This is a genomic window from Stenotrophomonas sp. CFBP 13718, from assembly GCF_014842145.1.
GTDB lineage: Bacteria > Pseudomonadota > Gammaproteobacteria > Xanthomonadales > Xanthomonadaceae > Stenotrophomonas.
In genome coordinates this window covers 20802-34434 of sequence record NZ_JACYVC010000008.1, presented here as the reverse complement: position 1 = coordinate 34434, position 13633 = coordinate 20802, and the positions used below count along the sequence as shown (strand labels likewise).

Sequence of the window (13633 nt, the reverse complement as noted above, 5' to 3'; positions counted from 1 at the left end):
CGGGAACGCCGAGCCATGCTCGGCGACGCTTGATCGCGGTGCCTGACCGATCCCGCCGACCATGGGTCGGCGCTACCACCGCGGCGACCACAAAAAAAACCCCGCCGAAGCGGGGTTTTTTTTCATCCAGCAGCGGCGATCAGTTGCCCCACTGCGGCATCGGCATCGCATCCACCGGGATGGCCGAATCCAGATCGTCCTTGCCACGTGCATGCTTGCCGCGCAGGTCATTCTCGATCTGGTACGTACGGCGCTGCAGCCAGGCATCGCGCACCAGGGCGTATTCGTCCACGGCGCTGGAGCGGATGTCATCGGCCGCCAGCAGTTGCGAACGGGCGTCCACCAGCTGCAGGCCCTGCAGGCCGATGCGCACCTTGTCTTCTTCGATCTGGCGGATCGGCGAGAGCGGGATGTCACCGGCCAGGCCGAACACATCACGCACCGTACGCGGGCCGAAGAACGGCAGCTCGACGTAGCGCGACGGGCGCCAGCCCCACGCGCCGAGCGTCTGGCCGAAATCTTCCTTGCGGTTGGCGATCATCGCCTTGCTGGCCGGATCGAACAGACCGCCGACACCCAGCGTGCTGTTCATCAGGAAGCGGCCCAAGGTGTCCCATGCATCATCCGGGCGTCCCTGCAGGACCTGGTTGACGATGGTCACCGGCGAACGGATGTTGCTGAAGAAGTTGCTGACGCCGGTGCGTGCGAAGCGCGGCACGACGTTGGTGTACGCCGTTGCCAGCGGACGCGCCACGGCGTTGTCCACCACCACGTTGAAACGATGCACGCGGCGGTTGAAGGGTTCCCACGGATCGTAGACCGCAGACGAGCCGCCGCTGACACCATCGCTGCCATACAGGGCGGTGAAATCGTCTTCGGCCGGATCCGGGACGCCATCACCGTCGGCATCCACGGGTGCCGACGCAGGCGGTGCAGCAGCCACTGCCGACGCCGCAGAGGCATCGACGGCCGGGCCCGTGGCGACGGCGGCGGTATCGACATCCGTCGACGCCGACGTATCGCTGACCGGCGCATCGGCGGCGGGCACTACGGTATCCGCAACCGGTGCGGCATCACGGGCGGGCTTGGCGGCGCAGGCACTGAGCGCGGCGGCCAACACGAAGAGGGGGAGAATGCGTACGACGTTCATGTCAGCTCGCGGCAGTAGGGGCAGTGAAATCAAGGTCTGCAGACAGCCGATAGGCGGCCTCCAGTTCGGTCAGGCCCGCGGGTGTGCCCTGGATGGCCAACACGCGACCCTCGGTGCGTACCCGGGCAGCCAGTTCGGCCAGCAGCGCAACGCCGGCACTGTCCACGCGCGGCACATCGGTCAGGTCGAGCGCTTGTGCGCCCTTGACCATGCCCTGCAGCTGCGGCCACAGCGCGATCACCGCGCTGCGGTCCAGTGCGCCGGTCACCCGCAGCGTGCCCTGGTCCAGGCGGACCTGGGCCTGCTGCGTGGGGGCAGGATTACTTGCCATTGCTGCCCGGTGCCGCCTGCATGGCGCCGCTGCGCAGATCAGTGGCCACCTGCTTGATGCCCTTCTGGCGCAGCGGGGCATCGAACTGGTTGCGGAAGGTCTGCACGTAGGAGATGCCTTCGATGTTGACGTCGAAGATCTTCCACTGGCCGCCGCTGTTGCGCATCAGGTATTCCACCGGAGTCGGCTGGTCGCCCGAGCGCACCAGTTCGGTGGCCACGCGTACGCCGCGATTGCCCGGCAGGGGGGTCTCGCCCTTCAGGCGGAAGGTCGGCTTGCCCTGGATGTTCAGCAGCGCAGAACCGTAGCGCTGCATCAGGTTGTCGGCCATGGCATCGGCGAACAGCTTGATGTCGGCGTCGGAAGCACCGCGCGAATGCGCGCCCAGCACCAGCCGTGCGGCGTAGTCACGGTCAAAGGTGCGGTTGAGCTCGCTGTTGATGAAGTTGCGCAGTGCGGCCGGGTCCTTGCTGAACTCGGCCTTGCGCTGCTGCAGCGTGGTCATGATGCGCGTGCTGGCATCGATGACGGTTTTGCCGGCCTGGCCCTGGGCAGCCGGCGCCGCGGCGGGAGCCGTCTGGGCAGATGCCAGCAGCGGGGTGGCGGCGAACAGGCTGGAGGCCAGCAGGAGCGGAAGAAGCTTGATTTTCATGGTTGCGGTTCCGTTGCGGGCGCGGCAGCGCCGTCATGGGATTCAGTGGACTGGGCTGCGTCGCCACCGGCGCCGCCACCCCCGAACATGTACTTGCCGACCAGCTGGATCAGGTCTACAGCGGGCTGGGTGAACACGATTTCATCGCCGGCCTTCAGCACGTCCGGATCTCCGCCCGGCTGCAGACCGATATAACTCTCGCCGAGCAGTCCGCTGGTGAAGATGCCGGCGGAGGTATCGGCCGGCAGGTCCTTGAACTTGCCGTCCATCTTGATGGTGACGATGGAATCGAACTTCACCGGGTCCAGGTCGATGGCGGCGACCTGACCGACGTTGACCCCGCCGATCTTCACCGGCGCCTGCTTGCGCAGCTGGCCGATCTGCGAGAAACGGGCCTTGAGCTCATAGCCGCCACCGCCGAGCCCCCAGCGCTGGTTGGTTGAAGCGACGGCCAGCACCATCAGCGAAGCCAATGCCAGCAACAGGAAGGCGCCGACGGAAAATTCCAGTCTGGGACCGCGGATGGCCATGTTCGTTTCACCATTTTTGACAGGTGCCCCGGCCGATGCCGAAGCGGGAGTTTCAGATCATCCCCGCGCTGCAAAGCGCAGGAACCAGGAATCCATCGTTACTGGAACAGCATCGCCGACAGCACGAAGTTGAACATGAGCACCAGCAGCGACGCGTTCACCACCGCGCGCGTGGTGGCCACCGAGGTGCCTTCGATGGTCGGTTCCGCATGGAAGCCGACGTACGAGGCGACCAGGGCAGCGGTGCCACCGAAGATGGCGGACTTCAGCATTGCCACGCCGAAGTCGTTCCAGAAGTCCACGCTGTTGCGCAGCGCCGACCAGAACACGCCGTTATCCAGCCCGAGCAGGTGGACCGCTTCGAAGTAACTGGCTGAAATGGCCAGCGAGCAGAACACCCCGGTCAGCAGGGGCACCGTCAGCACCGCCGCCCAGAAGCGCGGTGCCACGGCCTTGGCGATCGGATCGATGGCCATCAGTTCCAGCGCCTTGATCTGGTCGGTGGCCCGCATCAGGCCCAGTTCGGCGGCGATCGAGCTGCCGGCGCGGCCGATGAACAGCAGCGCGGTCAGCACCGGGGCCAGCTCGCGGTACAGCGACAGGCCCAAGAGCGTGGACAGCGCATCGGCGGCGCCGAAGGTGGTCAACGTGCGGTAGCCCTGCAGGGTCAGCACAAGACCAACGAATGCGCCGCCAACGGCGATGATCGGTAGGGAACGCGCGCCGATCTTGTAGATTTCGCGGGTCAGCTCGGCCAGGAAGTCCGCCGTCGGAAGCGATCCGCGCAGCACGGTGAGCGAAAACAGGCCGGCGCGTCCCAGCGCGCGGGTTCCGGCAACAAAGGGCATCAGGCAGTCCTCGTGCGGGGCGCGGCGTCAAAGGGGATCGGCCCGTCCGGACGACCATGCAGGAACTGCTGCAGCAGCGGATCCTGGCTGGACTCCAGCGCGGCCGGGCTGCCCTGGAACACCACGCCCCCGTTGGCGATGGCGATCACCTGGTCGCAGATCGGCAGGGTCTCGTGCACGTGGTGGCTGACGATGATGCTGGTCAGCCCCAGGCTGTGGTTGAGGCGCTGGATCAGGCTCATGATCACCCCGGAGGCAATCGGGTCCAGCCCGGTCAGCGGCTCGTCGTAGATCATCAGCGGCGGGTCAAGGGCCAGCGCACGCGCAAGGGCTACCCGTCGCGCCATGCCACCTGACAGCTCGCGCGGCCAGGTGTCTCCGGCAGCCAGCAGGCCCACCGCGTGCAGCTTCATCTGCACCAGGCGTTCGCGCACCGGCACCGGCAGCTTGGTATGGGTGCGCAGGGGCAGCGCCACGTTCTCGGCAACGCTGAGGTCGGTCAGCAACCCATTGCCCTGCAGCAGCACGCCGACACTTTTGCGCATCTCCAACAGGTCGCGGTTGCCGGTAGGGATCGGCTTGCCGAACAGGGTGACTTCACCCTGCACCGGACGCAGTTCGCCGGTGAGTGCAGCCAGAAGCGTGGACTTGCCACTGCCGGACGGCCCCAGCACGGCGGTGATGCTGCCCCGCGGCACCTGCAGCGAAACGTCGCGCAGGATTGTCCGACCGCCGCGATCGATGCGGACGTTGGACAACTGCACCAAGGGGGTGGCTGAAGCCTGCATGGGCACCGTGAACGATTTTCCAACGTTGAAGAATCAGCAGCTGCGCCTGAACATAAGCGTACTGGACCGTCCAGTATTGTCGCACGCGCTGCCGGAGCTGGGGCGGCAGCACGGTGGGACAGTCAGGAAGGGCACCGGAACAATCGGTTGTCTGCCTTGCACGGTGGCGAACGCGACAGCCGCGCGCTGCACCCCCCGGCATTCATTTATCGCCGCGCTGCGGCACACTGTCTGCGATGAGCGACCCTGCCGGCGATTTCCGCCTCTACCATTCCAATTCCCTCGATGTGCTCGCCGCGCTCCTGGCCCGGCACGTCCGCGCGCCGATGCCCGGCCAGCCCCTGCTGGCACCGGAAGTGGTGCTGATTCCGCAGGTGGCGATGCGGCGCTGGCTGCAATCCACGTTGGCCGCCGAATATGGCGTGGCCGCCAACCTGGAGTTCCTCACCCCGGGCGAATTCGTCGCGCGTGCGCTGAATGCCAATGTGCCCGGTGAAACCGACGATCTGGACGCGGCCGCCTTGCGCTGGCGCCTGTACGCCGCGCTGGGCGATGCAGACCTGATCGCCCGGCCACCGATGCGCGCGCTGCAGGCGTACCTGTCCGGCGGCGATCCACTGAAACCGTGGGCGCTGGCCGGCGAGCTGGCCAGCGTGTTCGAGAAATACCAGGCATGGCGCCGTGACTGGCTGCTGCGCTGGGAGGCCGGCGCCGATCCGCAGGATCCGCAGGCGATCCTGTGGCGGGCCATCGCCGAGGGGCGAGGCTATCGCGCGCGCCGCATCCAGGCCTACCTGGATCAGTTCGAAGGCGCCGGAAAACCGTTGCCACAGGGCCTTCCGCCGCGCCTTTCGGCGTTTGCCACCCTGAACATCTCCCCTGATGTGCTGCGGGTGATGGCCACCCAGGCACGCGTCGGCGAACTGCACTTCTACCTGCCTACGCCGGTGCAGGCCTATTGGGGAGACCTGCAGACGCTGGCGGAAAAGCTGCGCAGCGGGGCACCGGATCCGTTCGGCGAATCCGCAGGTGAGAACCGTCTGCTGGAAGCCTGGGGTGCAGCCGGGCGCGACTTCATGGCGGTACTCGGCAGCTACGAAGTCGTGCACCCCGCCGGCGAGATCGCCGCGTATGTCGATCCCGAAGAGGATGCCGGCCCCACGTTGGACGAGGGCGGATTGTCCGACAGCCTGCTGCACCGCCTGCAGCGCGACCTGTTCCATCGCCGCGGACTGCCCGCTGGTGCTCTCCGCCCCACGCTGCGGCTGGATGACCCCAGCCTGCAGGTGCATGCCTGCCACACGCGCCTGCGCGAACTGCAGGTGCTGCATGACCAGCTGCGCGGGCTGCTGCAGGATCCGCGATTCGATCCGCCCCTGCAGGCGCGTGACATCGCGGTGCTGGCGCCGGACATCGATCCCTACGTGCCCTATCTGGAAGCGGTGTTCGGCGGCCGCAGCGGCGGTGATGACCACATTCCCTATGCGCTGGCCGACACCAGTCCACTGGCCGGTGAACCGCTGGCCGATGTGTTCGTGCACCTGCTCGGCCTGCCCGTCGCGCGCTTCGGCTTGAACGAAGTGCTGGACCTGCTGGCCAGTGCGCCGTTGGCGGAAGCGGCCGGCCTGGACGCGGCCGCCTTCGATCGATTGCACGATTGGCTGCAGCTGGCCGGCGTGCGCTGGGGCCTGAACGCCGATCACCGGCGCCAGCATCAGGCACCGGCCGACGATGCCTTTACCTGGCAGTTCGCATTGGACCGCCTGTTGTTGGGGCACGCCAGCGGCAGCGAAGGCGACATCGCCGGCGTCGCGCCGTGGCCGGAACTGGAAGGCAGCGCGCTGGATGCGCTGGATCGGCTGATCCGACTGCTGCGCGTGCTGGCGGTGTACCAGCAACGGCTGGGTGAGCGTCTGCCGCCTGACCAGTGGCGGCAGCGCCTGTTGGGCCTGCTGGATGCGGTGCTGCCGACGCCGCCTTCCTCGCCCAACAGCCAGCGCGCGCTGGAGCGGTTGCGCCGACTGATCAACCAGTTCGCCGAGGACGCGTCGAAGGCCGGATCTGATGCGGCGGTGCCGGCAGAGGTGATCCGTTCCCACTTCGCCGCGGCGCTGGCCGAGGCCGATACGCGGGCACCGCTGCTCACCGGTGGCATCAGTTTTGGCCGGATGGTGCCGATGCGCCTGCTGCCGTTCCGGGTGATCTGCATCCTGGGCCTGAACGATGGCGACTTCCCGCGCCGGGACCCCGCCGCCGGCCTCAATCAGCTGACCGCAGAGCTGGACTCGCCGCGCCGTCGCCCGGGCGATCGCTCACTGCGCGAAGACGATCGCTTCCTGTTCCTGCAGCTGTTCGCCGCCGCACAGGATGCGTTCTACCTGAGTTACCTGGGGGCTGATCCGCGCGATGGCACCGCACGCGAACCGTCCGTACTGGTCAGCGAGTTGATCGATGCGGCGATGAAGTACCACGTCGACCCCGTGGACGCCGGCAAAGGCTTCGTGGTGCGGCATGCGCTGCAGCCGTTTTCACCGGCGGCCTTCGGTGGCGGGGATCCACGCCGTTTCAGCTACCGGCGGCAATGGCATCCCGCCGCGGGGAGCGTGGGCGGTGCGCGCGCCGCGTTGCCACCGTGGTGCACGACGGCGCTGCCGGTCCTGGCGGGCGCCACGGACCGCGCCGAAGACACCCTGTCGCTGGACGAACTGCGCCGCTTCCTGATCGATCCGGCAGGCCAGTTCCTGGCGCTGTCACTGGGCCTGCGCCTGCCCGGTGACGTGGAAGAGACCGATGACATCGAACCGCTGGTGCTGGATGACCGCAGCCCCGCCGCCCGCAGCGTGCAACTGGCCGTCGTGCAGGCGACGTTGACCGAGGTCGACGCACCGCTGTATCCGCGGCTGCGCGCACGTGCGCTGCTGCCGTCCGGGGCGCTGGGCGAGCGCGGCTTCGATGCCTTGCAGGCACAGACAAGGCCCTATGCCGATGCCCTGCGTGCGTGGTTGCGCGCCGAGCCGTTGCAGAGCCGCCGCTACGAAGTGCAGATCGATGGCGTGCGCCTGCACGGCCGTGTGCGAGACCGCCATCCGGATGGGCTGGTGCGCCTGCGTACCGGCAGCCTCAACGGACCGGCCGCCATCCGCCACGGTCTGGACTGGTTGCTCGCCAATGCGGCCGGCGACGCGCTGCCGCTGGTGCAGTTCCACGATGACGGGGAAGCGGGCATCGGGCCGCATGTGCAGCCGGCGCTCTCCGTGGCGCAGGCCAGCGACGCGCTGCGTGCGCTGCTCCGGCTGCGCCAGCGCGGCCTGCGCGAACCGCTGCGTTTCGGCCCGTACACCGGCTGGGCCATCCACACCGCCAGCGCGGAGAAGCAGCGCGCTGAAGGCGCCAAGCGCTGGCACGGATCGGACCGCAGCTGGGGCGAATCACGCAGTGAAGCCCTGCAGCTGACGTTGCGCGGACAGGACCCGTTCGTCGACGACACCCACTATGCCGAGCTGCTGCACATCAGCCGGTTGATATTCACGGCGGTGCGCGAAGGCCGTGCGCTGGCCGATTTCCCGCAGGACGACACGGTATGAGCCACATCGCCACGCCCTTGCACCACGACCCGTACCTGGCCTTGCCGCTGCAGGGCGTGCAGCTGATCGAGGCCAGCGCGGGTACCGGCAAGACGTTCACCCTGGCGACGCTGTTCACCCGCCTGGTGGTGGAGCAGGGCCTGCGCATCGGCCAGATCCTCGCCGTGACCTTCACCGATGCGGCAACGCAGGAGCTGCGCAAGCGCATCCGCGAGCGTCTGGCATTGGCGGCGCAGCTGGTGGACAGCGCGCCGCAGGAGGGCGAATCGCCGGATGTGGCGTTGACCCGCTTCGTGCTGCAACGCCATCTGCAGGGCGGCCAGGAACGTGCCAGCGCCCTGCAGCGGCGGTTGCAGGTAGCGGCCGATGAAATCGACCTGGCGTCGATCTTCACCATCCACGGCTTCTGCACCCGCGTACTGCGCGAACATGCGCTGGAGAGCGGGCACACGTTCGACCCGCCCGAACTGCTGGCCAGCGAGCGGAGTCTGCTGGAAGAACTGGCGGCGGACCTGTGGCGCGTGCATGCCAGCGACCCGGCCGCGATCGATCCACTGACATGGCTGTGGAAAAGCCCCGATGCGCTGGCGTCGGATCTTCCCGCGTTGTTGAAGTCGTTGCCCCTGCTGCCTGCGCCGGGCCCGATCGGATCGGATCCGATCGACGCGTTGCAGCAGACCACCCGCGCGCTGGCGCAGGCCGTACGCGAGCACGGTGATGCCTTCTTCCAGGCCCTGTGCGATGCCGTGGATGCCAAGTGGTTGAACGGCACCTCGTACAAGCTGACCTGGGTGCAGCCGGTCTGCAGCGCACTGCGCGACTGGGCGCTGCGCGGGGATGAAACCGCGCCGCTGGACAGCGAGCGGCTGCCGGCTTTCCTGCCCGAGGCATTGGCGGCCAAGACGAATTCCAAATTCGCCGGCCGCGCACCGGTGTCGCCGTTGCAGGCGCCGCTGCAGGACTACCTGCATGCGCGCGATGCACGACAGGCGTGGCTGCGCCTGCAGGCCATCAACTTCCTGCACGCCGTACGCGAAGAGGCACGGCAGCGCCTGGCCACTCTGAAACAGGTGCGGCGGGTGCAGAGCTACGATGACCTCATCGAGGGGGTTGCCGATGCCCTGGACGGACCGCACCGTCGCACCCTGGTGCGCCACCTGCGTGCGCAGTACCGCATCGCGCTGGTGGACGAGTTCCAGGACACCGATGATCGCCAATGGAGCATTTTCGACAGCGTGTTCGGCGACTCCGCGGAAAACCGCGATGATGACCTGCCACCTGCGCTGTTCCTGATCGGCGATCCGAAGCAGGCGATCTACGGCTTCCGTGGCGGTGATATCCACACCTATCTGAACGCCCGGCGCGAGGCGCAGGTCGCGCCGGCACTGGACCGCAACTTCCGTTCCCGCCCGGCCGTGCTGCGCGCGCTGCAGACGTTGTACGCCAGCGCCGGCGCTGATGCGTTCCTGGACCCGGCCATCCAGTTCGAGCCGGTAGCGGCTGGTGGCGTACGCCGCGACGACGACTACCTGCGCAACGGAGTCCCCGCCCACGGGCTCACGCTGCGCGTGCTGCGCAACGAAGGAGGCAAGCCTTTCAACGCGGAGCCGTCGCGCGAGATGGCGTGCCGGGCCTGCGTCGCTGACATCCACCGCGTGTTGCTGGAGGCGCGCAGCGGCCTTGCCGTGTTGCGCGATCGACCCGTGGCGCCCGGCGACATCGCCGTGCTGGTGCGCTCGCACCGCGAAGCCACCCTGGTGCAGACGGGCCTTGCGGCCGTGGGCATCCCCGCCGTGGCGGCGGGCAAGCAGAGTCTGTTCGCCAGCGCCGAAGCGCAGGACCTGCGCGCGCTGCTGATGGCCTTGCTGCAGCCGGCCGATGAAGGGCGCCTGCGTGCGGCGCTGGCCACCGTGCTGCTGGGACAGGATGCGGCCGCCATCGCCAGCATGGAACGCGAGGGCGATGTGCAGCGCGGCTTCCAGTCGCAGCTGCTGCAGTGGCGGGAGCGCTGGACCCGTGGCGGGCCGTTCGCGGTCATCGCCGATGCGTGTGCTGGCCAGGCCGAGCGCCTGCTGGCGCTGATCGACGGCGAGCGACGGCTGACCAATTACCTGCAGCTGGGCGAACTCCTGCAGGAAGCGTCCGCGCAGGCGTTGGGCATGCATGGCCTGCTGGACTGGCTGCAGGGGCAGATGGCGCACGCCGACCAGAACGATGAGCAGCAGTTGCTGCGACTGGAGTCGGACGCGCGTCGTGTACAGATCATCACCCTGCACAAGAGCAAGGGCCTGGAATATCCCTTGGTCTACCTGCCCTTCGTCGGCATCGAGGGCGGGGCGCCGAACACGGCCAGCCATTGCACCGTGCACGCTGACGATCGCCGGGAACTGCACTGGAAGCTGGACAAGGACGCGGCGTGGGACAACGCAACGGCACTGCGTGACCAGGAGCAGCGAGCCGAAGATGCGCGACTGCTGTATGTCGGCCTGACCCGTGCAGAGCATGCCCTGTGGATTGCCGTGGGCGACCTGGCCGGCCTGTCGAAGACCCGCCTGGCGCCCATGCTGGCCGACGCGGCGGCGTTGGCGGCAGACCCGGATATCGTGGTCGATGACAGCGGCCCGCCGTTGCGCCCGCCGCAGCTTGCGCTGGAAAGCGAAGGGGCTTTGCCACCGGTTCGCCGCATCGACCGTCGCGTGCCGCATGACTGGTGGGTCTACAGCTTCACCCAGCTGGCCAACGCCGATGCAGGCCATGATGTGGACGCGGCAGCAACCGAGGTACCCGCGCCGGCCGCCGACGAACCGGCGGGTCCGGAACTGCCGCTGGAGCCGGCGCTGCCTGCCGGTGCAGAGCCCGACGCGGTGCCGGTGGATCCCCGCTTCATGGGCAGCCGCTTCGGCAACGTGCTGCACGATGCGCTGGAGAACACCGACTTTGCGGCGTGGGGCCTCTGGCAGCCTGGCGAACCTGCACCGGAAGGACAGGACGCGGTGCTTCGAAAGGCGCTGCGCGAAGAAGGCTACGCCGATGCAGACCTGGACGAGGGCGTCGCCGTGCTGACCCCGCTGGTCGGCCACACGCTCACCGTTGAATTGCCGGAAGGCGGTGCCCTGTACAGCCTGCCATCCGACGAGCGCCGCGCCGAAATCGAGTTCCACTTCGCCATGCAGCCGACGGCCGTACCCGCCCTGCTGCAGGTGCTGCATCGCTTCGGCATCGTGCCGGCCCGCCGCGGCTTCGGCCTGCGTCGCCAGCTGGAAGGGTTGATGACCGGCAAGATCGATCTGACCTATGTACGCGACGGCCGCTGGTACGTGCTCGACTACAAATCGAACCGCCTTCCCGGCTACGCCCCGGCGTTGCTGCAGGTGGCCATGCAGCACAGCGAATACGATCTGCAGGCGCTGATCTATACCGTTGCGCTGCATCGCTGGCTGCGTTTCCGGCTGGGCAACCAGTATGACTACGCGCGCGACATGGGCGGTATCCGCTACCTGTTCTGTCGCGGCCTGGAGGTGCCGGGCCACGGTGTACACGCGGCGCGCTTCGATGTGGCACTGGTCGATGCCCTGGATGCGCTGTTTGCCGGGGGCGAAACCGCCCAGGCCGCGCTGGTGTCCCGCGTGCTGGGAGGCGTCGCATGAACCTGTTGACCGCATTGAAGCAGGGTGGCCAGCTGCGCACCTTGGACCATGCCCTGGCGCTCAGCCTGGGGCGTCTGCGTGCGGATACTCCGCAGGCGGTACTGGTGGCCGCTGCGCTGGCCTCACTGGCGGTATCGCAGGGCCACGCCGGTTTCGATCCGGCGCAGCCACAGCGGCTGGTGGAAGGCGATTTCACCTGGCCCTTGGCGGCAGACTGGGCGGACCAGCTGCGCGCCTCGCCTTGGGTGGCCACGCCGGCCACGGCGGATGCGGTCAGTGATGACGCACCGCTGGTGCTGGAAAACGGGTTGCTGTATCTGCGCCGCTACCGCGAATACGAACGCACGCTGGCCGAGGGGCTGCAACGGATAGGGCGTTTCTCCCTGCCTGACGCAGGCCTGGAACCGCTCGCCCCGTTGTTCGCGCAGTTGTTTCCACACGCCGCAGAACGCGCGGACCAGCAGGCTCGCGCGGCGGCGGTGACGCTGCGTCACCCCCTCGCTTTGGTGACCGGTGGCCCAGGCACGGGCAAGACCACCACCATCGCCCGCCTGCTGTTGCTGCTGATCGCGCAGGCGGCGCAGGCAGGCCGCGCCGTCCCCCGGATGGCATTGGCGGCCCCGACCGGGCGCGCCGCCGAGCGCATGGCGGAAAGCCTGCGGCTGGCGATGCAGCGGTTGCAGGGCGAGGGCATCGAGGCTGCGCTGTGCGACGGCCTGCCCAGCAGTGGAACCACGCTGCACCGCCTGCTGGGGGTGATTCCGGATTCGCCGCGGTTCCGCCACCATGCGGACAATCCCCTGCCATTCGATGTGGTGGTGGTGGACGAGGCCTCCATGATCGACCTGCCGCTGATGGCCAAGCTGGTGGAGGCGATCAGCGAGGGCACGCGGCTGATCCTGCTGGGTGACCCGGACCAGCTTCCGTCGGTGGAGGCTGGCGATGTGCTCAGCGCCATCCTGCGTGCCAGCGGCGACGGGCAGGGCACGCGTGCCGATGACGCACGCGCGCTGAAGCCGCTGCTGGCACCGGCATCGTTGCTGCCCGAGGCGCCGCCCAGCGCCTTCGCCGGCCGCCGGGTGCAGCTGCAGCGGGGCTACCGGCAGACAGCCACCCTGGACCTTGCGCCGTTGGCTACCGCGGTGCGTCGCGGTGACAGCGACGGCGCGCTGCGCTTGTTGCGGGATCAGTCACTGGCAGGCGTCGGCTTCCACGAAGATGTGCTGGACCCGTTGTCGGTGCAGCGCGAGCATCTGCTCGGGCACTGGCAGGCCTTGGGCGAGACGGCAGATCCCGCGCAGGCACTGGCGCAGGCGAGCCGCCTGCGCGTGCTGACGGCACTGCGCGAGGGCCCGCAGGGCGCGCGCGGCCTGAACCATCGCATTGAAACGCTGCTGGCCGGTGCCAATGCAGGCTACTTCCACGGCAGATTGCTGCTGGTGACTGAAAACAGCTACCGCCATCGTCTGTTCAACGGTGATATCGGCATCTGCCTGCGCGACGCAACGGGCGCGATCGTGGCCTGGTTTGCAGGCGATGACCTGGCCCAGCCGCGTGCATTCCACCCGGCCGCACTGCCGGCCCATGAAAGTGCGTTCGCAATGACCGTGCACAAGGCGCAGGGTTCGGAATTCGACGAAGTGTGGTTGCAGCTTCCGCGGCACGATGCACGCGTACTGTCGCGGGAACTGGTCTACACCGGACTGACCCGCGCGCGGCAGCGGCTGCACCTGGCCGGTCCGGCCGAGGTGCTGGAAAAAGCCCTGCACCGCCACGCCAGCCGGATGTCCGGGCTGGCGTGGCGCCTGGGCGCCGAACCGGTGCAGGCCTCGCTGTTCGGCTGATGCCGGACAGCAGCGTCGGTACAACCCACCCTGGTCGCGCCACCGCCTTGGTAGAGCCGACTTCAGTCGGCTGACCGGCAGAGCCCTTGGTAGAGCCGACTTCAGTCGGCTGACGTCCTCCGCAGCCGACTGAAGTCGGATCTACCAAAGCAGCCAAACCAGAGCAGCCAAACCAAAGCAGCCAAACCAGAGCAGCCAAACCAGAGCAGCCAAACCAAAGCAGCCAAACCAAAGCAGTCAAACCAAAGCAGTCAAACCA

8 protein-coding genes and 1 pseudogene are annotated in these 13633 nt (G+C 68.0%); 3 read left to right on the top strand and 6 right to left on the bottom strand.

Annotated features, from left to right (window positions below; all coding sequences use genetic code 11):
- Positions 1–139: 139 nt before the first annotated feature.
- The 6 genes and pseudogenes from IFT58_RS13295 to IFT58_RS13270 all read right to left on the bottom strand — a co-directional run bounded on the left by IFT58_RS13295 (position 140) and on the right by IFT58_RS13270 (position 4299).
- Positions 140–1150, bottom strand: coding sequence for a VacJ family lipoprotein (locus IFT58_RS13295; protein ID WP_192095442.1), 1011 nt, complete (start codon positions 1148–1150; stop codon positions 140–142).
- A 1-nt stretch (position 1151) separates the two neighbouring features.
- A complete protein-coding gene (locus IFT58_RS13290; protein WP_188325525.1) occupies positions 1152–1481 on the bottom strand; it encodes an STAS domain-containing protein in 330 nt (109 codons plus the stop codon).
- Positions 1471–2133, bottom strand: coding sequence for an ABC transporter substrate-binding protein (locus IFT58_RS13285; protein WP_192081928.1), 663 nt, complete (start codon positions 2131–2133; stop codon positions 1471–1473). Before IFT58_RS13285 ends, IFT58_RS13290 begins: the two co-directional genes overlap by 11 nt.
- A gap of 56 nt (positions 2134–2189) precedes the next feature.
- Positions 2190–2663: pseudogene (mlaD, locus tag IFT58_RS13280) on the bottom strand (outer membrane lipid asymmetry maintenance protein MlaD); the annotation flags it as partial.
- 98 nt (positions 2664–2761) lie between these two features.
- A complete protein-coding gene (locus IFT58_RS13275) occupies positions 2762–3511 on the bottom strand; it encodes an MlaE family lipid ABC transporter permease subunit (protein WP_188325522.1) in 750 nt (249 codons plus the stop codon).
- A complete protein-coding gene (locus IFT58_RS13270; protein WP_188325521.1) occupies positions 3511–4299 on the bottom strand; it encodes an ATP-binding cassette domain-containing protein in 789 nt (262 codons plus the stop codon). The genes IFT58_RS13275 and IFT58_RS13270 overlap by 1 nt, the downstream gene beginning before the upstream one ends.
- A 236-nt stretch (positions 4300–4535) precedes the next feature.
- On the opposite strand from IFT58_RS13270, the gene recC reads away from it, so the two are divergent.
- From recC to recD, 3 genes are read left to right on the top strand one after another with little or no spacing between them, the layout of a single operon-like run.
- The gene (gene recC / locus IFT58_RS13265) at positions 4536–7883 is read left to right on the top strand and encodes an exodeoxyribonuclease V subunit gamma (RefSeq protein WP_192095440.1); all 3348 of its coding nucleotides are present in this window, start codon (positions 4536–4538) and stop codon (positions 7881–7883) included.
- Positions 7880–11530, top strand: a complete 3651-nt coding sequence (locus IFT58_RS13260; RefSeq protein ID WP_192095438.1) for an exodeoxyribonuclease V subunit beta — start codon at positions 7880–7882, stop codon at positions 11528–11530. Before recC ends, IFT58_RS13260 begins: the two co-directional genes overlap by 4 nt.
- Positions 11527–13374, top strand: a complete 1848-nt coding sequence (gene recD, locus IFT58_RS13255) for an exodeoxyribonuclease V subunit alpha (RefSeq protein ID WP_192095436.1) — start codon at positions 11527–11529, stop codon at positions 13372–13374. The genes IFT58_RS13260 and recD overlap by 4 nt, the downstream gene beginning before the upstream one ends.
- Positions 13375–13633: the final 259 nt, after the last annotated feature.